The 23,133-nt window shown below is 71.4% G+C and carries 21 protein-coding genes; 15 read left to right on the forward strand and 6 right to left on the reverse strand.

Annotation, left to right across the window (positions count from 1 at the left end; translation table 11 throughout):
* Nucleotides 1–4: 4 nt before the first annotated feature.
* Genes C7S10_RS16905 through C7S10_RS16915 form a run of 3 tightly spaced genes read right to left on the reverse strand, consistent with a single transcriptional unit; the run spans nt 5 to nt 3,336 of the window.
* Complete coding sequence (locus C7S10_RS16905; protein WP_108345625.1) at nt 5–1,171, reverse strand: ABC transporter permease; 1,167 nt, start codon at nt 1,169–1,171, stop codon at nt 5–7.
* Nucleotides 1,168–2,043, reverse strand: a complete 876-nt coding sequence (locus tag C7S10_RS16910) for an ABC transporter ATP-binding protein (RefSeq protein WP_108345626.1) — start codon at nt 2,041–2,043, stop codon at nt 1,168–1,170. Before C7S10_RS16910 ends, C7S10_RS16905 begins: the two co-directional genes overlap by 4 nt.
* Nucleotides 2,044–2,052: 9 nt before the next feature.
* Complete coding sequence (locus C7S10_RS16915) at nt 2,053–3,336, reverse strand: adenylosuccinate synthase (RefSeq protein WP_108345627.1); 1,284 nt, start codon at nt 3,334–3,336, stop codon at nt 2,053–2,055.
* 108 nt (nt 3,337–3,444) lie between these two features.
* Here C7S10_RS16915 and C7S10_RS16920 point away from each other — a divergent pair, with 108 nt between their 5' ends.
* A complete protein-coding gene (locus C7S10_RS16920; RefSeq protein WP_243395442.1) occupies nt 3,445–4,368 on the forward strand; it encodes a diacylglycerol/lipid kinase family protein in 924 nt (307 codons plus the stop codon).
* Nucleotides 4,369–4,371: 3 nt separating this feature from the next.
* On the opposite strand, the gene C7S10_RS16925 is transcribed toward C7S10_RS16920, so the two are convergent.
* Nucleotides 4,372–5,364 carry a helix-turn-helix domain-containing protein gene (locus tag C7S10_RS16925; RefSeq protein WP_108345628.1) on the reverse strand — a complete coding sequence of 331 codons (993 nt, stop codon included), beginning with the start codon at nt 5,362–5,364 and terminating at the stop codon, nt 4,372–4,374.
* Nucleotides 5,365–5,606: 242 nt separating this feature from the next.
* Here C7S10_RS16925 and lysS point away from each other — a divergent pair, with 242 nt between their 5' ends.
* The 9 genes from lysS to C7S10_RS16970 all read left to right on the forward strand — a co-directional run bounded on the left by lysS (nt 5,607) and on the right by C7S10_RS16970 (nt 13,446).
* Nucleotides 5,607–7,325 (forward strand): lysine--tRNA ligase, encoded by a 1,719-nt coding sequence (lysS, locus tag C7S10_RS16930; protein ID WP_108345629.1) that lies wholly within the window; start codon nt 5,607–5,609, stop codon nt 7,323–7,325.
* Between the two features lie 13 nt (nt 7,326–7,338).
* Nucleotides 7,339–7,671, forward strand: coding sequence for a hypothetical protein (locus C7S10_RS16935; protein WP_108345630.1), 333 nt, complete (start codon nt 7,339–7,341; stop codon nt 7,669–7,671).
* Nucleotides 7,672–7,735: 64 nt separating this feature from the next.
* Nucleotides 7,736–8,737: a hypothetical protein gene (locus C7S10_RS16940; RefSeq protein WP_108345631.1), complete on the forward strand. Its 1,002-nt coding sequence runs from the start codon at nt 7,736–7,738 to the stop codon at nt 8,735–8,737.
* A complete protein-coding gene (locus tag C7S10_RS16945) occupies nt 8,730–9,095 on the forward strand; it encodes a hypothetical protein (RefSeq protein ID WP_108345632.1) in 366 nt (121 codons plus the stop codon). The genes C7S10_RS16940 and C7S10_RS16945 overlap by 8 nt, the downstream gene beginning before the upstream one ends.
* A 10-nt stretch (nt 9,096–9,105) precedes the next feature.
* Nucleotides 9,106–9,771, forward strand: coding sequence for a prolyl hydroxylase family protein (locus C7S10_RS16950; RefSeq protein WP_108345633.1), 666 nt, complete (start codon nt 9,106–9,108; stop codon nt 9,769–9,771).
* 4 nt (nt 9,772–9,775) lie between these two features.
* On the forward strand, nt 9,776–10,189 hold the full coding sequence (locus C7S10_RS16955) for a DUF3151 domain-containing protein (protein ID WP_108345634.1): 414 nt from the start codon (nt 9,776–9,778) through the stop codon (nt 10,187–10,189).
* Between the two features lie 47 nt (nt 10,190–10,236).
* Complete coding sequence (locus C7S10_RS16960; protein ID WP_108345635.1) at nt 10,237–10,509, forward strand: DUF3311 domain-containing protein; 273 nt, start codon at nt 10,237–10,239, stop codon at nt 10,507–10,509.
* Complete coding sequence (gene mctP / locus C7S10_RS16965; protein ID WP_243395443.1) at nt 10,506–12,218, forward strand: monocarboxylate uptake permease MctP; 1,713 nt, start codon at nt 10,506–10,508, stop codon at nt 12,216–12,218. The genes C7S10_RS16960 and mctP overlap by 4 nt, the downstream gene beginning before the upstream one ends.
* 205 nt (nt 12,219–12,423) lie before the next feature.
* A complete protein-coding gene (locus C7S10_RS16970) occupies nt 12,424–13,446 on the forward strand; it encodes a type IV toxin-antitoxin system AbiEi family antitoxin domain-containing protein (protein WP_108345636.1) in 1,023 nt (340 codons plus the stop codon).
* Nucleotides 13,447–13,503: 57 nt separating this feature from the next.
* Here C7S10_RS16970 and C7S10_RS22330 read toward each other — a convergent pair whose 3' ends face one another.
* Entirely contained in the window at nt 13,504–14,973 is a 1,470-nt protein-coding gene (locus tag C7S10_RS22330; protein ID WP_165807203.1) for a choice-of-anchor L domain-containing protein, read from the reverse strand.
* Between the two features lie 107 nt (nt 14,974–15,080).
* Between C7S10_RS22330 and C7S10_RS16980 the strand changes: the two genes are divergently transcribed.
* Nucleotides 15,081–16,568, forward strand: coding sequence for a DHA2 family efflux MFS transporter permease subunit (locus tag C7S10_RS16980; protein WP_279303177.1), 1,488 nt, complete (start codon nt 15,081–15,083; stop codon nt 16,566–16,568).
* Nucleotides 16,569–16,598: 30 nt separating this feature from the next.
* Here C7S10_RS16980 and fbaA read toward each other — a convergent pair whose 3' ends face one another.
* Nucleotides 16,599–17,633 (reverse strand): class II fructose-bisphosphate aldolase, encoded by a 1,035-nt coding sequence (gene fbaA, locus C7S10_RS16985; RefSeq protein WP_108345638.1) that lies wholly within the window; start codon nt 17,631–17,633, stop codon nt 16,599–16,601.
* A gap of 151 nt (nt 17,634–17,784) precedes the next feature.
* On the opposite strand from fbaA, the gene C7S10_RS16990 reads away from it, so the two are divergent.
* The 4 genes from C7S10_RS16990 to C7S10_RS17005 all read left to right on the forward strand — a co-directional run bounded on the left by C7S10_RS16990 (nt 17,785) and on the right by C7S10_RS17005 (nt 23,131).
* Nucleotides 17,785–18,318: a sigma factor-like helix-turn-helix DNA-binding protein gene (locus tag C7S10_RS16990; RefSeq protein ID WP_165807204.1), complete on the forward strand. Its 534-nt coding sequence runs from the start codon at nt 17,785–17,787 to the stop codon at nt 18,316–18,318.
* Nucleotides 18,319–18,372: 54 nt separating this feature from the next.
* Nucleotides 18,373–19,254, forward strand: coding sequence for a hypothetical protein (locus tag C7S10_RS16995; protein ID WP_108345640.1), 882 nt, complete (start codon nt 18,373–18,375; stop codon nt 19,252–19,254).
* Entirely contained in the window at nt 19,251–19,739 is a 489-nt protein-coding gene (locus tag C7S10_RS17000; RefSeq protein WP_108345641.1) for a SigE family RNA polymerase sigma factor, read from the forward strand. Before C7S10_RS16995 ends, C7S10_RS17000 begins: the two co-directional genes overlap by 4 nt.
* An 86-nt stretch (nt 19,740–19,825) precedes the next feature.
* Nucleotides 19,826–23,131: a N,N-dimethylformamidase beta subunit family domain-containing protein gene (locus C7S10_RS17005; RefSeq protein WP_108345642.1), complete on the forward strand. Its 3,306-nt coding sequence runs from the start codon at nt 19,826–19,828 to the stop codon at nt 23,129–23,131.
* The last annotated feature ends 2 nt before the right edge of the window (nt 23,132–23,133 follow it).

A 23,133-nucleotide genomic window follows, 5' to 3' on the forward strand; every position in this document is an offset into this window, starting at 1 on the left:
GATCCTATCGGCGGCGCAGGGCCTCCCCGAAGCCGACCTTGCGGTTGGTCTGCATCAGGTTGTGGTCGTAGATCCGGGCGCCGAGGCGGACGAGCAGCACCGCCGCGACCACGTTGAGCCCGAGCGAGAGCAGGACCTCCCACAGCGCGACGTCGTCGTACGCCAGACGGCCCGGCATCACGATGGCGGACACCACCGGCACCTGCGAGGCGATGTCGAGGGCGACCCCGCTGGCGAAGGCGCCGATCATGTAGCCCGCGAGCAGCACCATCTGCAACGGCATCGTGGTCGAGGCGATGTCCTGCACCCGAGACGAGAGCGCGCCGGCGGCCGACCAGAGCGCGGCGAGCGCGATGAAGCCGAGCGCGAAGAACGCGACGAACCACACCATCGCCGGTCCCACGCCGGTCAGCAGGGTGCGGTTGCCGAGCACGGCGAAGATCGCGAGCCCGCCGCCGACGAGCACGACCACCTGGCCGAGGGCGAGCAGCGTGTTGCCGGCGATCTTGCCCCACAGCAGCGCCCGGGTCGGGATGGCCGCAGCGAGGATCTCCACGACCCGGCTCTCCTTCTCCGAGACCACGCTCTGGGCGATCTGCATCCCGAAGAGCATCGCGACGAGGTAGAAGATCAGGGACAGCCCGAAGGCGACGAGCTTGCGCTGGCCGACGTCGTCGGCGTCGGGGTCGAGCAGGTCGACCTGCACCTCGGCACCGGCGTTGAGGGCCGCGAGGTCGACGTCCTGGGCGGCGGCGTTGCGGGCGACGGCGTCGGCCGCGACGCTCGAGCGCACGGCCGCCTCGAGCGGGGCGTCGACGTCGTTGTCGGCGACGAGCGTCCAGCCGTCGTCGCCGACGATCGCCGCCGCGTCGATGTCGCCGTCGGTGATCGCGGCCTCGGCGGCCTCGCGGTCGGGATAGGCGTCGACGGCCACGACGTAGCCCTCGCCCAGCGCTGCCTCGATCCGCTGCCCGGCCTCGGCGGGGGCGCCCACGAGACCCAGGTCGTACGTCGTGTCGCGGTCGCCGAAGTAGTCGAGGGCCACCAGTCCTGCCCACGAGATCAGGAGCATCGCCAGGAAGCCCCAGACGAAGCTCTTCTCCTTGAACTTCGCGCGGACCTCGCGCTCGGCGACGATCCGCCAGGTCGACGTGGCGTTCGGCTCGCTCATCGCGTGGCCTCCCGGAAGACGTGGGCGAGGGGCTCGACGTGGCGGTGGAACTCGCTGACCCGGGTGCGGCCCGTCAGGTGGGCCAGCAGGTCGGCCGGGTCGCCCTCGCTGATCGTGACGAACGCAGCGTCGCCGTCGCGGCGGTCGAGGGTGGCGCCGGGCAGCGACTCGAGGACGGTCGGGTCGTCGACCACGACGCGGTAGCGCAGCGGTCCGCCCTCACGCAGCTCGTCGGTGGCACCGGCCACGACCACGCGCCCGCCGCTCAGGATGACCAGGTCGTCGCACAGCCGCTCCACGAGCTCGAGCTGGTGGCTGGAGAACAGCACCGGGACGTCGGGCCCGACCTCGTCGTTCAGCAGCTCGACCATGGAGTCGACGGCGAGCGGGTCGAGGCCGCTGAAGGGCTCGTCGAGGATCAGGGCGGTGGGCCGGTGGATGAGCGCGGCCGCCACCTGCACGCGCTGCTGGTTGCCGAGGCTGAGCGAGTCGAGCAGGTCGTCGCGGCGCTCGTCGAGCCCGAAGTGGTCGAGGAGGTGTCGTGCCCGCTCGGTCGCTGCGGCCTTGTCGAGGCCGTGCAGCCGGGCGAGGAACACCAGCTGGTCGACCAGTGACATCCGCGGATAGAGCCCTCGCTCCTCCGGCATGTAGCCGAAGGTGCGCCGCTGCTCGGTGGTGATCGGCGCACCGTCCCAGAGCACCTCGCCGGCCGTCGGCGCCAGCACGCCCATCAGCATCCGCATGGTCGTGGTCTTGCCCGCACCGTTCGCGCCCACGAAGCCGGTCAACCGACCGGGTCGGACGTCGAACGTCACCTCGTCGACCACCAGCGCCTCGCCGTACGCCCGTGACAGCCCCCGCACGGTCAACATGGCTCCCCCTCAGTCGTGGACGGTGAGCGTCTGCTCGCGCCCCGGCCCCACGCCGACGCCCCAGATCGGCGCGCCGGAGATGTCCTCGAGCGCCTTGACGTAGGCCTGGGCGTTGGCGGGCAGGTCGTCGAAGCTGCGGCAGCCGGAGATGTCGGTCTGCCAGCCGTCGAAGAACTCGTAGACCGGCTTGGCGTGGTGGAACTCGGTCTGCGTCATCGGCATCTCGTCGACGCGCTCCCCGTCGATCTCGTAGGCGACGCACACCGGGATGCGCTCCCAGCTGTCGAGGACGTCGAGCTTGGTCAGGAAGAACTCGGTGAGGCCGTTGACCCGCGAGGCGTAGCGGGCGATGACGGCGTCGTACCACCCGCAGCGACGGGTGCGACCGGTGGAGACGCCGATCTCGCCGCCGATGCGCTGGAGCTCGATGCCGTCCTGGTCGAAGAGCTCGGTGGGGAACGGGCCGGAGCCGACGCGGGTCGTGTAGGCCTTGATCACGCCGATGACCCGGTCGATCCGGGTCGGGCCGACGCCGGCACCGACGCACACGCCGCCCGCGACCGGGTTGGAGGACGTCACGAACGGATAGGTGCCGTGGTCGACGTCGAGCATCGTGGCCTGCGCGCCCTCGAACAGCACCGTGCGGCCGTCGTCGAGCGCCCGGTTGAGCAGCAGCGAGGTGTCGCAGACCATCGGGCGGAGCCGCTCGGTGTAGGAGAGGAGCTCCTCGACGACCGCGTCGACCTCGATCGCGCGCCGGTTGTAGACCTTGGTCAGCAGGTGGTTGCGGACGTCGAGCGCGGCCTCGATCTTCTCCCGCAGGATCTTCTCGTCGAACAGGTCGGCGATGCGGACGCCGACGCGGTTGATCTTGTCGGCGTACGCCGGCCCGATCCCGCGACCGGTCGTGCCGATCTGGTTCTTGCCGAGGAAGCGTTCGGTGACCTTGTCCATGGTCGCGTGGTAGCTCGCGATGACGTGGGCGTTGGCGCTGACCTTCAGCTCGGCGACCTGGACCCCGCGCTCGATGAGGCTGTCGAGCTCGCGGAAGAGCGCCTCCGGCGACACCACGACGCCGTTGGCGATCACGCTGGTCGCGCCCGGCGTCAGGATGCCGCTGGGCAGCAGGTGGGTGGCGAACTTCTCGCCGTTGACGACGATCGTGTGGCCGGCGTTGTGGCCGCCGCTCGTGCGGACGACGAAGTCGATGGTGTCGGTCGTGGCGAGCAGGTCGGTGGCCTTGCCCTTGCCTTCATCGCCCCACTGGGCACCGAGCACGACGATCGCGGGCATCGCAGCCCTCCTGGGGTGAGACGGCACTGGAAAGCGACGAACCCCGGCACAAGTGCACCGGAGCTCTTGCGGCCACACGTTAGCGCACCGTCGGATACTGTCCGCCGCGTGGACCCGCTGCTCGTGATCACCAACTCCGACGCGGGCACCGCCGACCAGGAGAACCTCGAACTGGCGCTCGCGGTGCTGCGCGAGTCGGCGTCCGTCGAGGTCGCCGGCACCCGCAACCCGGGCGAGCTCGACGGCGTGCTGCACCGGGCGGGGTCGCGACGGATCGTGGTGGCCGGCGGGGACGGGAGCCTGCACGCCGTGGTCGCCGCCCTGCACAAGCGCCACGAGCTGGCCGGGAAGACGCTGGCGCTGCTGCCGCTCGGGACCGGCAACGACTTCGCCCGTGGGACCGACATCCCCCTCGACGTCGAGGACGCCGCCCGCCTCGTGCTGACCGGGGAGTCCCGCCCGGTCGACCTGATCGTCGACGAGACCGGCGAGATCGTGGTCAACAACGTGCACGTGGGCGCGAGCGCGCAGGCGAGCCGTCGCGGCCACCGCTGGAAGACCCGGCTCGGCTCGGTGGGGATCGGCAAGGTCAACCTCGGCAAGCTCGGCTACCCCATCGGCACCCTGCTCTCCGCGACCATGCCGCCCAGCCATCGGCTCCGGGTCGAGATCGACGGGACGGTGGTCAACGACCTCGACCGGCCCCTGCTGATGGTCTCCGTCGGCAACGGCACCAGCGTCGGCGGCGGCACCGAGCTGACGCCCGAGGCCGACACGGAGGACGGCGTCCTCGACGTGATGATCTCGCGCGCGGTCTCCCCGACGGCCAAGGTCGGCTACATCCTGCAGCTGCGCAAGGGCGAGCACCACGAGCGCGACGACGTGCTCTACCTGCGCGGGCGCGAGGTCTCCGTCACCGGCGAGGAGTTCTGGGTCTCGGCCGACGGGGAGATCTACGGACCCGAGCGGTCGCGGACGTGGCGGCTCGAGCGGGCGGCGTACGAGATGGTGCTGCCGCCCACCGGGGGCTGAACCTCAGAGCCAGCCGCGCCGCACCGCCTCGGCCCCGGCCTGGAAGCGGGTGTCGACGCCCAGCTCGACCATCAGCGCGGCGATGCGGCGCCGCACGGTCCGCAGGCTGATCCCGAGCTTGCGCGCGATCGCCTCGTCCGGCGAGCCGGCCACGAGCTGCTCCAACAGGAAGCGCCGCAGGTCCGGCCGGGCCTGGCCGCTGTCCAGCTCGGGGACCGGGGTCGCGACCGCCCACAGGGCCTCGAACCACAGGGTCAGCGCGGCGACGACGGACCGCTGGCGGATGTGCACGCGGGGCTCGTCGGCGTAGCCGATCGGCTCCGGCAGGACCGCGTGCGCGTCGCCGAGGATGAACATCCGCGTCGGCAGCTCGGAGATGACCCGGATCTGCTCGCCGACCCGGGCGCGGCTCCGCAGTGCCTCCGGCGCCTCGTTGAGCGCCCGGACGGGATAGATCGCCCGGGACCGCCGGCCGGCGGCCATCTGCTCGGCGACCATCTCGCCGACCACCGACTCGCGCGGCATCGCCCACGCGTCGGGGCGCAGCCAGAGCATGTCGCCGCTGCTCGTGCGCAGCATCTTCCGGATCAGTGCCAGCGCGTCACCGCCCGAGCTGAGCTCGCCGTCCAGGGCGTGCACCTCCGACAGCTCGCCCACCGACGGACGGGTCGAGGCCGCCACGAGCTGCGGCACCGTCCGCGCGAGGGCGTCGAGCCGGGCGGCGATCACGGCGGCGCGCCCGGCCTCCCCGCGCACGAGGTCGGAGATGACACCGGCCATCGTGGGCACCACGAGCTTCTCCCCGTCGAGGCTGATCAGCCCCAGCTCGAGCAGCGGGGCGAGGTCACTCAGCAGGGTCGCGCGGTCGACCTGCAGCAGCTGGGCGACGCCGTCGATCGAGGCGCCCGCGGCCGGTGCGAGCTGGTAGTAGAGGCGTTCGGTGTCCCTGCTCAGACCCAGGGAGGTGAGCACGGAGGACGGACCGTCGACAGCCATGACTGGCAGGTTAGTGCCACCGGCACCGAGGAGCCATGTGGCAGGGGACGGCCACCGCCAGAATGGACGCACGCGTTGGAGTCCGGTGTATCGCGGGGGTGTGTCACTGGACCGGCCGACAGGCCCGACGCGCAGGGCATCGGAGTCGCCGCAGGGGATGACTCCGGTGCCCTTGTCACGTCCTCAGCGGCCTTGACTAGCCTTGGCGCTCACGACGTCGAGCACACAGGAGCACAGCAGCCATGTCACGAGGCGGGGCACGAGGCGGTCGGTCCGGCGAGCCCATCGACTGGGTGACGCGCGCGGCCGACGATGCCGTCCGCCACGCCGGTGAGGGCAACCTCGTCACGGTCGCCTCCGGTGCCAGCCCGTCCGGGCCGATCCACCTCGGCAACCTGCGCGAGTTCCTGACGCCGCACTTCGTGGCCGAGGAGCTGCGGCGCCGCGGGGTGGCCGTGCGCCACCTGCACTCGTGGGACGACTACGACCGCTTCCGCAAGGTGCCCGCCGGGGTCCCCGCGGAGTGGGCCGACCACATCGGCCGCCCGCTCAGCGCCGTACCCGACCCGTGGGAGTGCCACCCGTCGTGGGCCGAGCACTTCAAGGAGCCGCTGCGCGCCTCGCTCGCCGAGATGGGCGTCCAGATGGACGAGGTCAGCCAGACGGTGATGTACCAGGCCGGCACCTACCGCGAGCAGGTGCTGCACGCGATCAGGCACCGCGACCGGATCGAGGAGGTGCTCGGGCGCTACCGCACGAAGGCCGCGCCGGAGACCCTCGCCGAGAGCGAGGAGGAGGCCGAGTCGCTGGCCGACTCGGTCGCCAACGAGGAGGAGCCCGCCGGCTCCGGCGACCTGGCCCGCTTCCCCTACAGGCCGTGGTGCGGCGAGTGCGGACGCGACACGACCGACGTGACGTCGTACGACGACGAGACCACCGTCCTCACCTACACCTGCCGCGTCGACGGCCACCAGGGCTCCACGACCGTGTCCGAGGAGGACGGCGGCAAGCTGGTGTGGAAGGTCGACTGGCCCATGCGCTGGGCGTGGGAGAAGGTCGACTTCGAGCCCGCCGGCCTCGACCACATGACGCCCGGCTCCAGCTACACGGTCGGGCAGGAGCTGGTCGCCTCGATCTTCGACTGGCAGGCCCCGGCGCGTGTCACCTACGCCTTCGTCGGCATCGCCGGCGTGCAGAAGATGTCGTCGTCGAGCGGCGGCGTGCCGACCCCGGCCGACGCCCTCGCGATCCTCGAGGCGCCGATGGTGCGCTGGCTCTACACGCGCCGCGCGCCCAAGCAGGCCTTCACGATCGACTTCGGCCCCGAGGTCGTGCGGTTGTACGACGAGTGGGACGCGTTGCGCCGCAAGGCCGCCGACCCCGCCAAGCGCGACGTCGCGGTGCTGGCGTTCGAGCGCGCCTCGGCGACAGCCGACGGTCCGCTGCCGGTCCCGGACGTCGCCGTACCCTTCCGGACGCTGTCGTCGGTCGCCGACGTCACCGCCGGCTCGGCCGACCTGATCAGCCGCGTCATCGAGCACCTCGGCTTCCCGCACGACACGGTCGAGCAGCTCGAGCCGCGGCTGGCGCGGGCGATGGCCTGGACGGCGTCGCTCCCGGCGGGCGAGCGGACCACGGTGCGCTCCGACCCCGACACCGACCGGCTGGCGTCGTTGAGCGAGGACGAGGAGCTGTGGTTGCGCATCTTCCTCGACCGGCTGCCCGACGAGCTCGAGCTCGACGAGGTGACCTCGGTCGTCTACGGCGTGCCCAAGGTCGCGCGCGGGCTCGGTTTCGAGGACGCCCCGACCGACCAGGTCAAGGCCGACCAGAAGGCGTTCTTCACGCTGCTCTACAACCTGCTCGTCGACGCCGACCGCGGTCCGCGCCTGCCCACGCTCGTCGTCGCGCTCGGGGCGGAGACCGTGCGCCGCCTGCTCGGCGCGCCCACCACGGCCTGACACACTGCTGGCCATGTCGACCTCGCCGCGCGACCCGCACGACATCCCCGATGACGCCGGGGTCGGGGAGCTGGCCGCCTACGTCGGGGAGGACGTCGGGCGGATCATCATGCTGCGCGTGGCGGCTCTCGCCGCCGTGCTCTCGCTCGTGGCCGGGGCGATGTCGGAGTCGGCGTCGGCGACCCTCAAGACGACCTGCCTGTCCGCCGGCGGGGCCGGCATCGTGCTCCTGCTGCTCGCCCAGCTGTTCCGCTGGCGACGCTCGCGCCAGTGGGTCGCGATCCTCCTGGTGACGCTCGTGTGCGTCGGTCTGCTCGTCGCGGTCTTCCTGGGGTCGCGCACCTGAGGTTTTCCCGACGGTCCCACCGGGTAGTGGATGCGGCACCCACCCACGACCCGAGGAGACCACGATGGCGGAGGCCAGGGAACCCACCGGCGGAGGCGGGCAGCTGCGCGTCGACCTGCCCGAGCTGCGCGGCTACGCCACCGCCCTCGACGACGTCTCGCGCGACCTCGGCGGCTGCGAGGGCCTCGCCAACAGCTACTGCGTCGACGCGGACTTCGGCAAGATCGTCGAGGAGCTCACCAGCGACTACGCCGCGCTGCTGCCCCAGATGAAGGAGCTGCTCGCCGAGAACGAGACGGTGATGCGGCAGTATGCCGTGGCCACCGACCGGACCGTCGGCGACTTCGAGCGGACCGACGACGGCGTCGCCTCCCGGTTCCAGGGCGACGGCATCGACGCCAGTCGGGGCTCGGCGTTCTTCGCCCTCGCCCCGGTGGGCGCCTCCGCGCCGTACGCGTCCGAGGGCGACCTGCCCGAGGTCTCGTTCGGCTTCGTGTTCGACAACCTGTGCTGGGCCCTCGAGAAGTTCTGCGGCTGGGACGTGCGCGGCGAGGTCACCGACTGGATCGCCGGCGACGTCGTGGGCCTGTCGACCCAGGCCAGCTGCTGGGAGATCGTGGGTGATCGTCTCGGCACCACCCGCGACAACCTCCGCACCGCCGACAGCCGCGTGCTGAAGACCTGGGAGGGGCTGGCCGCCAACCAGCACGCCGCCGGGATGATCGTCTGGGACACCGCGCTGACCGACCAGTCCGACTCGTTCAAGGAGCTCGGGCAGTCGCTCAAGGACCTCGCCAAGGAGTGCGTCAACGTCGCGCAGCTGGTCGTCGACTGCATCCGCCTGGCGGTCGACCTGATCGCCAGCGCGTGGGCGCTGCAGTACATCCCGGTCTACGGGCAGGTGAAGTTCGTCAAGAAGTGCTGGGACGCCTACAAGCGGGCCCAGAAGGCCATCGCCTACCTCAAGATGATCGTCTCGGCGCTGCGCTTCACCAAGTCCCTGATCGTCGTCATGGTCGACAAGCTCACCCCGACCATGCTGCCCGGGGAGCCGATCGGTGTCTGACGAGGTCAGGCGGGCCGCCCAGGAGTCCCGGCTCGGCTACGCCGAGCTCCACGCCGAGCTCGCGATGGCCCGCGCCGAGCTCGACGCCGCCCGCGCGCAGCCCATGTTCACGCAGGAGGAGAAGGAGCAGCTCCAGGAGGTCGCCCGGAGCGGCGCGATGGGCCGTGACATGCAGGAGTTCGCCGAGGACGTGCGCCGTGGGGACGCCGACTGGGAGAGCTTCATCCGCGGCCAGGACGGCCGCACCGCACTGCTCGAGGGGTTCGTCGACACCGCCCAGGAGGAGTTCGGCGAGGAGGCCGAGGCCGCCTTCGCGGAGTCCGAGGCCCCCGACGACGTCGAGGACCCGCGCCGCTAGGGTCGCAGCCATGGACCGGCCCGGCGAGACCTCCGCCGCCCGGCTGCTCGCCCGGCCCGGCACGGAGCAGGTCGTCACCCCGCAGCTGGACCTCTTCGTCGTGCGCGACTTCCTCTCCCGCGACGAGTGCGCCGCGCTGGTCGCACTGATCGAGGCGCAGCACCGGCCCTCGACCCTGGCCGACCCCAACGGCGACGAGACGTTCCGGACCAGCTCCACCTGCGACCTGCCGCCGCACGAACCGGTCGTGGTGGCGTTGGCCGCCCGGCTCACCGAGACGTCCGGCATCGACCCGGCGCACGCGGAGCCGCTCCAGGGCCAGCGCTACGAGGTGGGCCAGCAGTTCAAGGCCCACACCGACTACTTCCAGCCGGGCAGCGTCGACTACGACCTCCACTGCTCTGTCGCCGGCCAGCGCACCTGGACGTTCATGGCCTACCTCAACGAGGTCGAGGCCGGCGGCGAGACGCACTTCGCCTCGGTCGGGCGCGAGTTCCGGCCCGAGGCCGGCATGCTGCTCGTCTGGGACAACCACGGCCCCGACGGCGCCCTCAACCCGTCCACCCTCCACCACGCCAGGCCGGTGCGCGCGGGCATGAAGTACGTCATCACGCAGTGGTATCGCGAGCGCCCGTGGGGCTGGGCGACGACGCCGACCACGGACATGGAATCCTGAGGCCATGAGCCACGTCGACCTCCTGGCCGGTCCCCCGCCCACCCACCTGCCGGAGGACCCGGCCGCCGCCGAGCTCGCCGCAGGCGAGACGCCGGCCGCGGTCGTACGCCGCCACCCCGACTCCCCCGCCGCGTGGGCCGGTCTCGCGGAGCAGGCGAGGACCGAGGGCGCCGACGACGTCACCGTCTACGCCTACTCGCGCGTCGGCTACCACCGCTCGCTCGACATGCTGCGCCGCAACGGCTGGAAGGGCCACGGGCCGGTGCCGTGGGAGCACGAGCCCAACCGCGGCTTCCTGACCTGCCTGGCGATCCTCGCGCTCGCGGCCCGGGCGATCGGCGAGACCGCCGAGTGGGAGCGCTGCTCCGGCTTCCTGCGGGACTCCAGCCAGACGGCGTACGACACGCTCCTCGGCTGACCCCGACCCGTCGGTGACCCGGGTCACACCGGTTGTAGCCTGCTGGGATGACACTCGGGAACGAACCGGATCGTCCGCGCCCTGAAGACGGGCCCCCTGCGACCAACAAGCCCATGATGGTGGCGGCGGGCGTGCTGCTGGCCATCCCGATCATTGCGTTGATGTGGGTGCCGAGCTACGCCAAGGACGAGCCCGAGCTGTGGGGCTTCCCGTTCTTCTTCTGGTACCAGTTCCTCTGGGTCTTCCTCTGCTCGGCCATGACCTACACCGCCTACCGCCTGACGCTGGCGGCGCGCGGGATCTCGGCGGGCAAGCGATGAGCGCCGCGGTGCTGCCGATGGCGGCCGGGACCGGCGTCAACGGGGTCGCGCTCGCGGTCCTGATCGTGCTGTTCGTGCTGGTCGCCGTGGCGGGCTTCATGGCCTCGCGGTTCAAGGCCGGCGACGGGCTCGAGTCGCTCGACGAGTGGGGCCTGGGTGGTCGCAAGTTCGGCACCTGGATCACCTGGTTCCTGCTGGGCGGTGACCTCTACACGGCGTACACGTTCGTCGCCGTACCCGCCGCGATGTTCGCCACCGGCGCGGTCGCCGGCTTCTTCGCGGTGCCCTACACGATCGTGCTCTACCCCATCATCTTCATCTTCATGGCCCGCCTGTGGTCGGTCAGCCACCGCCACGGCTACGTCACGACGGCCGACTTCGTCCGCGGTCGCTACGACAGCCGCAGCCTCTCGCTGGCGGTGGCGGTGACCGGCTTCGTGGCGACGATGCCCTACATCGCGCTCCAGCTCGTCGGCATCCAGGCCGTGCTCGAGGTGGCCGGGCTCGGCGGCGGCGACAACATCGTCGCCAAGGACCTGCCGCTGTTCATCGCCTTCGCCGTGCTGGCCGCCTTCACCTACTCCAGCGGCCTGCGGGCGCCCGCGGTCATCGCGTTCGTCAAGGACATCCTGATCTACCTCGTGATCATCGTCGCGGTGATCTACCTCCCCGGACAGGTCGGCGGCTGGGACGCGATCTTCGGCGCGGCACAGGACAAGATGGCGACCACCAACGAGGCCACCGGCGCCCCGACCGGGTCGTTCGTCCCCGGGGTCGGCCAGAGCTGGGCGTACGCCACGCTCGCGCTCGGCTCCGCGCTCGCGCTGTTCATGTATCCCCACTCGATCACGGCGTCGCTGTCCTCCGACAGCCGCAACACGATCCGACGCAACGCCGCGATCCTGCCCGCCTACTCCTTCGTGCTGGGCCTGCTCGCCCTGCTCGGCTGGGTGGCCATCGCCGCCGGGACGACGCCGATCGGCCTCGACGGCGAGCCCAACGCACAGCTCGTCATCCCGCAGCTGTTCGAGGACATGTTCCCGGCGTGGTTCGCCGGGATCGCCTTCGCGGCCATCGCGATCGGTGCGCTCGTGCCCGCGGCGATCATGTCGATCGCCGCGGCCAACACCTTCAGCCGCAACATCTACAAGGAGTGGCTCAAGCCCGACGCGACCCCCGCGCAGGAGGCCAAGGTCTCCAAGCTGATGTCGCTGATCGTGAAGGCGTTCGCGCTGGTCTTCGTGCTGACGCTCGACAAGCAGAACGCCATCAACTTCCAGCTGCTCGGCGGGATCTGGATCCTCCAGACCTTCCCGGTCGTGGTGTTCAGCCTCTACACCCGCTGGTTCCACCGGTGGGCGCTGCTCGCCGGCTGGGCCGTCGCCATGGTGTACGGCACCGTCGAGGCCTACCAGGTCGTCAACCCGGTCACCGGCAAGCACTTCGGCGGCTCCCTCGCGGCCATCCCCGGCCTCGAGGACATGGGCTACATCGCGATGACGGCCTTCGCCCTCAACCTCGTCATCACGGTCGTGCTCAGCGCGATCCTGAACGCCCTCAAGGTCTCCAACGGCTCGGACGAGACGATCCCGTTCGACTACTTCGCCGACTCCGACGACCCGCGGGTGATCAAGGACCTCGCCGCCCACGAGCCGGGTGCGCCCTACTCCGATCCCGACGGGGTGCCGGGCAACGCCGGCCCGCGCTGACGCCCCCCACCTCCGGGTAACGCCACGACACGTACGCTCCCGCCACCACTGATGGTGGCGGGAGCGCTTGTTGTGTGGCGTTACCCGGGCACCAGGTGAGGTGGAGCGGACCGGTCGGCATCCACATGCCGACGGCGCGAGGGGCCATCCACAGGCAGGACGCGCGACGCGCATCGGTGTCCGTGGGGCGGCCGACGGTGGCGACATGGACCTCACCAGCTACCTGCCCGCCGTCGCCCAGCACGGAATCATCACCCATCCACAAGCGCTCGCCGCGGGGCTGAGTGCCCGCGACATCGCCAGGCTCGTCGTAGCCGGCGACTGGGTCCGCCTGCGCAGGAGCGCGTACGTCGACGGCGACTCGTATCGAGCACTCGACCCGTTCCGCGAGGCTCCCCTGCTACGGATCCGAGCGGCGAGCCTCACGATGCCGCGGCCGGTCGTCTTCAGTCACGACTCCGCCGCGATCATCCTGGGACTCGGCGTCCCTGACGCCAGGGCCAGCGCGATCCACGTCTCCAGACCCGAGCGCCGGGCAACCATCACCTCCGCCGGGGTCGTGAAGCACGGGGCGCTCTTTCGTCCCGACCAGGTGCTCGAGGTCAGCGGGCTGCGTGTGCTGGATGCGGCCCGCACCGCGCTCGACATGACCCGGCTGCATGGCCTGTGGCCGCGGATGGCCGCCTGCGACGCTGCCCTCCGGCTCGGCGTGACTCATGCCGATCTCGAGGGAGCGGCGCGCCCCATGGTGGGCTGGCCGTTCAAGCATCGCGTCGATCGCGCCGTCGCGCTCGCGGACGACGGGGCCGAGACCTACCTCGAGTCGCTCGGCCGGGGGCTCGTGCACGACCTCGGAGTCGGGCATCCGCAGACGCAGTTCGGGATCAGCGACGGCACCCGCACGATCTGGGGCGACATCCGCGTCGGTCGCCACCTGTTCGAGACCGACGGCAAGCTGAAGTACTTCCTCGAGCAGCAGGACATGACCCCGCACCACGTCCTGTGGGAGGAGAAGCTGCGCCAGGACTTCATCGCCGGCTTCAAGCTCGGCGTCTCCCGGATCACGATGCACGACTGCCTGGCCGGTCGACCGGCAGCGCTGCGACGGCTCGCCCGCGAGTACGCCGGCACCGTGGCGCGGTTCGGCACGGACATCAGCGACCTCGCGCCGTACGTCGTGACCTCCCCGCGGGTAACGCCACGCAACCTGCACTCCCGCCACCACTGACGATGGCGGGAGTGCGCGGAAGGTGGCGTTACCCGGGACAACGAGGCACCACCCGCGTCAGCGCGGGATCTGGATCCGCAGCACCTCCGACTTCGCGTTGGACGGGTTGGTGACCGTTACGACGGCGGTGCCGAGGGGCGTGGCGGCGACCGCCTTGCTCTGGGCGGTGAGGGACGTCGCCAGTTTCCTCGCCGACTTCGCCTTCTTCTTCAGCTTCTTCGCCTTCTTCAGCAGCTTCTTGGCCTTGGGCGCGGACGCCTTCTTGGCCTTCTTCTTCAGCTTCTTGGCCTTCTTGGTGTACTTCTTGGCCTTGGCCGTCGCCTGCTTGGCCTGGGCCAGCAGGGTCGCCGGCTGGGCCTGCGCCGCCTGGATCGCGGCCACGCCGGTCGGGGTCGTGGCGAGCACCAGGTTGCCGCTGCCGCCCGCCGGGATGGACGCGGTCCCGCTGCCGAAGGGCGTCGTGGCCTTCTTGGCCATCCGCGGGCTCGTCCCTGCCTTCGTGCGCGGCACGACGTCACCCCAGTTGACGAACGACCCGACCGCGGTGAGGTTGGTCGGGATCGGCCCGGTCGGCAGGTTGCTGGTCACCGGGATCGTGAACGTCGACAGGTCCGGCGACAAGGTCCCGGTGGTACCGGGCGTGAGCACGACGCCCGTGGTGCCCTCGAAGGGATCGACGGCGAGCGACTTGCACAGGCCGGCCGGCTGGGTCTCGTAGCGCAGGTTGTCGACGAAGGCCGCGCTGTCGAGGATGCCGTCACCCTGGTCGAAGATCGTGAGGTAGAGCGTGTTGGTCGCGCCGGGCACGACGGGCGTGCGCGCCACGAGCGGCAGCGTCGAGCCGTCGTACGTCGATCCGGCGGCCTGCTCCGCGGTCATGGCGCTCGGACCGGCGCCGTCGACGGAGATGACGTCGCCCGCGCCGGCGGCGAAGTTGCCGGGTGCCGAGACGGTCTGCGTGGTCGGGTCGGCGGTGACCGCCAGCGTGTTGAGCTGGGCGATGAAGGCGTCGTTGTAGCCGGAGTTGACGTACTCGGGGTACTCCTCGGAGAGGAACTTGAAGTCGAAGGCCAGGCAGTTGCCGGTGGCCGCCCCGAGGTCGATGCGCAGCGTCTGGTTGTCGTAGACGCCCGGGCCGATGGACGTCGCGGAGACGCTCCAGTTCTCGCCCGCGCCGCTGTCGTCGTTCGGGTCGTCGGCCAGGGCGGCGTTGCCCGAGGTGATGATCCCGAAGGTGGAGCCGTTGGTCGGGAAGCCCGCCATCGGCGTCGTGCCGACCCCGGTCGGGCAGACGCCCTCGTCGGTCGTCGTGGTCGTCGGGTCGTCGGCGACGCACGGGTAGTCGACCGACAGTGCGGCGCCGGTGAGCGGTGCCCCGCCCACGATGGCCGTCGCCAGTGCCGTGGCGTCGTCGCCGGACACGACCGTCGCGCCGACCGGCGCGGCGCTGAGGACACTGAGGGCGATGGCCCCCGCCCCCACGGCGGCCGCGCGTGCGCGGTGCCGTTTGAACATGGTTGAACGCATGGATGCCTCCCCTGGGTCGACCCGGGACCTCCGGGCCATCCTTTGCGAAGGTAGACCCGGGGGCTCGGGTGCCGCATGCCCGAGACTGGGGGTGTTCACTAGGTCGGGTGAGCACCGAGACCAGCCGCGAGACCAGCCCCGCCCCGGCGCACGAGACGAATCCCTGGCCGGCCCTGTGGGCCCTGTGCCTGGGCTTCTTCATGATCCTCGTGGACACCACGATCGTGACGGTCGCGACGCCCGCGATCATCGAGGACCTCCAGGCCGGCGTGAACGAGGTCGTCTGGGTGACCAGCGCCTACCTGCTGGCCTATGCCGTGCCCGTGCTCATCACCGGCCGCCTCGGCGACCGCTTCGGACCGAAGAACCTCTACCTGGTCGGCCTGGTCGTCTTCACCGGTGCGTCACTCGCCTGCGGCCTCACGAACACGATCGAGGGCCTCATCGCCGCCCGGGTCGCACAGGGCCTCGGCGCATCGATGATGACGCCCCAGACCATGTCCGTGATCACCCGGATCTTCCCGATCGAGCGCCGCGGCTCGGCGATGGCCCTGTGGGGCGCCACCGCCGGGGTCGCCACGCTCGTCGGCCCGATCGCCGGCGGCGTGCTCGTCGACTCCCTCGGCTGGGAGTGGATCTTCTTCGTCAACGTCCCCGTCGGCATCCTGGGCTTCGTGCTGGCCTGGCGCCTCGTGCCGAGCCTCCAGACCCATGACCACCGCTTCGACTGGCTCGGCGTGGCCCTCAGCGGCGTGGGCATGTTCCTGTTGGTCTTCGGCATCCAGGAGGGCGAGCAGTACGACTGGTCGACCATCACCGGGCCCATCACGGTCTGGTCGCTGATCATCGCCGGTCTCGTCGTGCTCGCGGTCTTCGTGTTCTGGCAGGCCCGCAACACCCGCGAGCCGCTCGTGCCGCTCAGCCTGTTCGGCGACCGCAACTTCTCGGTGTCCAACGTGGCGATCACGACCGTGTCCTTCGCGTTCACCGCCATGGGCTTCCCGCTGATGCTGTGGGCGCAGCTCGTCCGCGGCTACTCCCCCACGCAGGCCGGGCTGCTGCTCGCCCCGATGGCCGTCACGTCGATCCTGGCCGCACCGATCGCCGGGCGGCTGACCGACCGGCTCCACCCACGGATGCTCACCCTCGGCGGCTTCGTCGGCCTCGGCGTCGCGGTCACCGTGCTCGCCCTCGTGCTCTCACCCGACACCGCGCTGTGGGAGCTGGTGCTGGTCTTCGCCCTCATGGGACTGGGCAGCTCGTTCCTCTGGGGACCGCTGGCCACCACGGCCAACCGCAACCTCCCGCCGCAGCGCGCCGGTGCCGGCTCGGGCGTCTACAACGCGACGCGCCAGGTCGGCGCGGTGCTGGGCTCGGCGGCGATCGCGGTGCTGATCGACGCGCGGCTCGCCGCCAACGGCCTGACGTTCTCGCCCTCCGAGGGCACCGCCGGTGGCGGGACGCTGCCGGAGCAGGTGGCCGGGCCGTTCACCGACGCGATGGCCCAGTCTCTGCTCCTGCTCCCCGTCGTGCTGGCCCTCGGGCTGCTCGCGGTGCTCGCCTTCGAGCGGCCGCGGCACTTCGCCGAGCGCTGAACGGGGCGGTGAATCGGGCGCCGAGCTGACTCAGGCCCCCAGCGAGGTGCCGGCCGAGCGCAGGTTCTCGCAGGCCTCGACGATCCGCGCGGCCATCCCGGCCTCGGCGGCCTTGCCCCACGCCCGCGGGTCGTAGGCCTTCTTGTTGCCGACCTCGCCGTCGATCTTGAGCACGCCGTCGTAGTTGCTGAGCATGTGACCGGCGACCGGCCGGGTGAAGGCGTACTGCGTGTCGGTGTCGACGTTCATCTTCACCACGCCGAAGTCGACGGCCGCACCGATCTCCTCGGCACTCGAGCCGGACCCGCCGTGGAAGACCAGGTCGAACGGGCGGGCGTCGGCGCCGAGGCCGAGCTCCGCGGCGACCGCGGCCTGGGCGTCACGCAGGATCTCGGGGCGCAGCTGGACGTTGCCCGGCTTGTAGACACCGTGCACGTTGCCGAAGGTCAGGGCCGTCATGTAGCGACCCTTCTCGCCGCTGCCGAGGGCGCGCAGCGTGGCGAGCGCGTCCTCGGGGGTCGTGTAGAGCTGCTCGTTGATCTCGGCGACGACGCCGTCCTCCTCGCCGCCGACGACGCCGATCTCGACCTCGAGGATGATCTTCGCCGCGGCGCACTTCTCCAGCAGCTCCTGCGCGATCTCGAGGTTCTCCTCCAGCGGCACCGCGGAGCCGTCCCACATGTGGGACTGGAAGAGGGGGTTCTCGCCGCGCGCCACGCGCTCGGCCGAGATGTCGATGAGCGGCCGGACGAAGCCGTCGAGCTTGTCCTTGGGGCAGTGGTCGGTGTGCAGGGCGATGTTGACGGGGTAGTTCTTCGCGACCTCGGCGGCGTAGGCCGCGAAGGCCACGGAGCCACTGACCATGTTCTTCACGTTGGGCCCGGAGAGGTACTCCGCGCCGCCGGTGGAGACCTGGATGATGCCGTCCGAGCCCGCGTCGGCGAATCCCTGGAGGGCCGCGTTGAGGGTCTGCGAGGACGAGACGTTGATGGCCGGGTAGGCGAAGGACTTCTCCTGCGCGGCGTCCAGCATCTGCGCGTAGACCTCGGGAGTGGCGATCGGCATGGCGTGCTCCTGGGAAGGCGTTTCGGTGGTCGCCTCGACCCTAGTGGCTACCCGCTGGTCCGCGAACGCAGGTGGTCTGGGCCAGTTCGAGGTCCCGCGCAACCAATTGCACCGTCACAGCGTCAACACCGGTAGGACGAAGGGGAGGACCATGACGACCAGCATCGACTGGGTGCACGAGATCGACGCGTCCCTCGAGGGCGTCGACCAGCCGACGGCGTCGTACGCCCTGCCCACCGGTGAGGCATTCAGCGACTACGTCGCCGAGCGCGGCCCGCACGTGCGCCGGCTCGCGCACGCCATCTGCTGCGACTGGACGCAGGCCGAGGCGCTCGTGCTCGGGACCCTGAGCGGGTTGTACGACGCGTGGTCCGCCATCCAGGACGGCGCCGGGGCCGACGCCTTCGTGCACCGTGCGCTGGCCCGGGCCGTCGTCACCGACTCGCCCACGCCGCGCAGCTGCAACGCGCACGGCGACGACTATCCGATCGAGGACGAGTCGCTGCTCTTCGACGGCCTGCAGTCGCTGAGCACGATCCAGCGCAAGGCGCTCGTCCTGCACGACTGGCTCGACCTGCCCGTCGAGGAGGTCGCCGACGCCGTCGGGATCAGCCCCGAGCTCGTCGTCCTGCACGCCGCACGCGGCCGGTCCGCCCTCAACTTCCTGCTGCCTGAGTCGGCCTGACAACCGATCGCATCCCGGGTCCGTTCTCCTCGTGAACACCCACGGGAGGCTGAGATGACCACACGGATCGACTGGCACGCCGAGCTCGACGCATCGTTCGGCGACGGTCGCGACCGTCCACCGACCGACTTCCTGGGCCCGGGACGTACGGCGCTGCGCCGGCGGCGTACGGCGCTGGGAGCCGCGGCCCTCGCCAGCGCGATCGTGGTCGGCGGGATCGGCTGGGCGGTCGCCCCGGGGGGCGACGGTGCCCGGTCGGGCGAGGTCGCCTCCGAGGCGCCCAGCCCCACGCCGTCGGAGTCGACGTCGGAGCGGCCCGAGGCCGTCCAGCCGTCGGTGAGCTTCCTCGGCAACCCGGCGACCTATGACGACGCCGGCACGCTCCGCGTCGCGAAGGGCTGGACCGTGGTCGAGCAGATCGACAACCCGATGGGATACACCCGACGCGGGTGGACCTCCGTCGGGCTGCGGTCCACCCGCGGGGCCGAGGAGAAGTTCACCCTCGCGGTCATGCAGGGCAAGGGCAGCACCAGCATCCACACCAATGACGCGGTCGGAGCGCTCGCCGACTGGCTGGTCACGGCGGTGGCCACCCAGCGCACGCTCGACGTCGCGAACGCCGCCACCGGCGGAGGGGAAGTCGAGCCCGTCGCACCAGCCGCGACGATGACCTCGGCTGGCGAGCTGCTCGCCAGCGAAGGTGCGCGGCTAGTGCGCCAGCGCCGCGCGGGCGACTTGCCCCCGGCCCTCGCCGGGCAGGGCGACCATGTCGTCGCCGCCGAGGTGAGGACGGCGGACGGCGCGACTGTCTGGGTGCTGGGCCGGGTCGTGGCCGGCGAGGCCATTGTCGACTCCTACACGACCGCGTTCGCCGACCTCGACGCCTTCGTCGACTGGGCCAGCCAGCAGCTCGCGTCGGGCGAGGGCCTGCGGTGAGGGCCGCCGAGCGCGACGCGGCCTTCACCGCCTACGTCGCCGCGCGCCAGACCTACCTGCGCCGGATCGCCTACGCCGTCTGCGGGGACTGGCACCAGGCCGACGACCTGCTCCAGGTCGCGTTGACGAAGCTGTACGTCGCGTGGCCGCGCCTGCGCCGCCAGGGCGCCGAGGACGCCTACGTGCGACAGATCATCGTGCGCTCGCACATCGACGAGACCAGGCGGCCGCACCGGCGCGAGACGCCCGGCCTCGACGGCCACGATCCGAGCGCACGCGAGCCGCTGCCGGTGGAGGAGCGCAGTGCGCTGTTCGAGGCCCTCCAGGACCTACCGGTGATGCAGCGCAAGGTCGTGGTGCTGCGCCACTGGCTCGGCCTCGACGTGCGGGAGACCGCCCGCGAGCTCGGCATCGCCGAGGGCACCGTGAAGAGCCACAGCTCGCGCGGGCTCGCGACGCTGGAGGCCGCCCTGACGTCTCGCTGAGGGCTCGATTGCCCCAAATGAGGCGATTCATCGCCGCGCGGATCGTGATGCCATGCCACTGGGTAGGGGCACGGATCAATGGGGTCATGGGGGCACCGATGCACGGCTGGGGACTCGGGAACATCAAGCACGCCCTGATCGCGGGGGCGCTGGTCGCGGGGCTGCTCGCGACCCCGCAGGCGGCACTGACCGCTACGGCCGCCGCCGCGGCCTGCGCGAACGACATCGCCTGCGAGAACGAGCTGCCGGGCGCACCGCCGAGCGAGTGGGACATCTCCGGTTCCGGCGACCCCGACGTGCAGGGGTTCTCGACCGACATCTCGGTCGACCGCGGCGAGCGGATCGACTTCAAGGTGCGGTCCACGACGCCGTACACGATCCGGATCTACCGCACGGGCTACTACCAGGGACTGGGGGCGCGGCTGGTCCAGGCGCTGCCGGGCACGATCCAGCCCCAGTCGCAGCCGCCGTGCATCAACGACGTCACCACCGACCTCCTCGACTGCGGCAACTGGGACGTCTCCGCGTCGTGGGACGTCCCCGCGAGCGCCGTGTCGGGCGTCTACATCGCCGTGCTCAACCGGCAGGGAGGCGGCGCCAGCCACATCACGTTCATCGTCCGCGACGACACGAGCCACTCCGACCTCGTGTTCCAGACCTCCGACACGACCTGGCAGGCCTACAACCGGTTTGGCGCCGACTTCTACGGCGGCGGCACACACGGCTCCCCGGCCCGCGCCTACAAGATCTCCTACAACCGGCCGATGGTCACGCGCGGTGCCGTCCCGTGGGGACGCGACTACTACTTCGCCAACGAGTTCCCGCTGGTGCGCTTCCTCGAGCGCAACGGCTACGACGTCTCCTACATCGCCGGGCCCGACACCGACCGTCGCGGCGACCTGCTGCGCAACCACCGGACGTTCCTGTCGGTGGGCCACGACGAGTACTGGTCCGGCCGGCAGCGCGCCAACGTCGAGGCCGCCCGCGACGCCGGGGTCAACCTGATGTTCCTCTCGGGCAACGAGATGTACTGGCGCGTGCGCTGGGAGCCCTCGATCGACGGCAGCTCGACGTCCTACCGCACGCTCACGAGCTACAAGGAGACCTGGCAGTTCGGCAAGGTCGACCCGTCGGCGGAGTGGACCGGCACGTTCCGCGACCCGCGCTACGCGTCGCAGGCCAACGGCGCCGGGCTGCCCGAGAACGCCGTGACGGGCACGATCTTCAAGGCCAACCACGACGACCTCGCACTCACCGTCGACGCCCGCGAGGGCCGCCTGCGGCTGTGGCGCAACACCAGCCTCGCGGGGCTGCCCGCCGGCGAGTCGCGCCAGCTCACACCGTCGACGGTGGGCTACGAGTCCGACGAGGACCTCGACAACGGCTTCCGCCCGCCCGGCCTGATCAGGCTCTCGACCACGGTCGGCCCCACGCCGCAGTACGTCCACGGGTTCGGCAACCTCGAGGAGCCGACGTACATCCGACCCGGCACCACCACCCACCACCTGACGATGTACCGCGCCGCCAGCGGCGCGCTGGTCTTCGGCGCCGGCACCGTCCAGTGGACGTGGGGCCTCGACGACACCCACGACGCACCGGGGACGCCGCCGCCGGCCGACGACCGCATGCAGCAGGCGCAGGTCAACCTGCTGGCCGACATGGGCGCCCAGCCGACCACCCTGATGCCGACGCTGACACCGGCGAGCGCGTCCACCGACACCGTCGGGCCCACGGTCGCGATCACCTCCGGTGCCGCCGGCCAGCAGGCCAACGGTGACCGGGTGACGATCGAGGGCACCGCGACCGACGCGGGCGGCGGCGAGGTCGCCGGCGTCGAGGTCTCCACCGACCGCGGGGCCACGTGGCACCCCGCCACCGGCACCACGAGCTGGAGCTACACCTACACCCAGCACGGGTACGGCGCTCGCGCGGTCCGCGTCCGCGCGGTCGACGACAGCGCCAACATCGGACCGGCCCGGACCCGCCACCCGGACGTCGCCTGCCCGTGCTCGATCTTCGGCGACGAGGTCCCCGAGACCCCGGCCGACAGCGACACCTCGGCCAGCCACCTCGGCCTGCGGTTCGTGCCCACCCGCGACGGCCAGGTCACCGGCGTCCGGTTCTACAAGGGTCCCGGCAACGACGGCGTGCACGTCGGCCGGCTGTGGAGCGCGACCGGCGTCGAGCTCGCCCAGGCGACGTTCTCCGCGGAGAGCGCCACCGGCTGGCAGCAGGTCTCCTTCGCCAGCCCGGTGGCCGTGCAGGCCGGGCAGACCTACGTCGTCTCCTACACGGCACCGCAGGGCAGGTACGCCGTCCTCAGCGACGCCTTCGAGCTCGCCGGGATCGAGGCCGACCCGCTCTCGGTCCCCGGTGGCTTCGCCGGCGGCGAGTCCGGGGTCTACGCCAACTCGCCCACCGGCTTCCCCGACCAGAGCTTCCGCAACACCAACTACTACGTCGACGTGCTGTTCCAGCCGTCGGGCGCACCGGACGGGGCGCCGACGCTGGCCGTGACCGACCGCCAGCCCGCCCCGGGCGCGACCGGCGTCGCGACGAACGCTTCCGTCACCGTGGGCTTCAGCGCGCCGGTCGAGCCCGGCCACTCCTTCACGCTCCGCTCCGGCGGCTCGCCGGTCGCCGGCAGCGTCTCGTCCTCCGAGGGTGGCCGCCGACTGACCTTCACCCCCTCGGCCGCCCTGCCGGCGCTGGCGCAGGTCACGGTCGACCTCGCCGGCGTCACGTCCGACGACGGAGTCGACCTCGAGCCGCTCTCGTGGACGTTCACCACGGCCGCGGGGCCCGCCACGCCGCCGGGCACCCCGGGCACACCGGGCACCCCGGGCAACCCAGGTGACACCGGCAACCCGGGCGATCCCGCCCACCCCGCGCAGGGCCTGCGGAGCGCCACCCTGTTCGGCGGCACGAAGCCGACGTCGAGACCCTCAGCCAGGCGCGGGACCGAGGTGGGCGTCCAGTTCAGCGCGACGAGGGACGGCACTGTCACGGCGCTGCGCTACTTCCAGGTGCGCGGCACCCCGGCACCGAGATCGGTGTCGTTGTGGTCCAGCAACGGCACGCGACTGGCGAAGGTGACGCTGCCGAGGGCGGGGTCCCGGCCGACGAAGGGGGGCTGGCGCGTGATCGAGGTGGACGCCCCCGTCGCGCTGAGCGAGGGCCGTTCCTACGTCGCTTCCTACTACCTGCCCGCGGGCGGTGCCGCGCGGACCACGCACTTCTACAAGACCCAGGTGTGGAAGTCCGGGCCGCTGCGCGCCGCCAGGGCGGGGAACGGCCGGTTCGTCATCGCCGGCAGGAGCCGTTTCCCGCGTCGGGTGGCGCGAGGCGTCAACTTCTTCGCCGACGTCCGGTTCGTCTTCCAGGACCGATGAGC

The organism is Nocardioides currus (assembly GCF_003057875.1).
GTDB classification, from domain to species: Bacteria; Actinomycetota; Actinomycetes; order Propionibacteriales; family Nocardioidaceae; genus Nocardioides; species Nocardioides currus.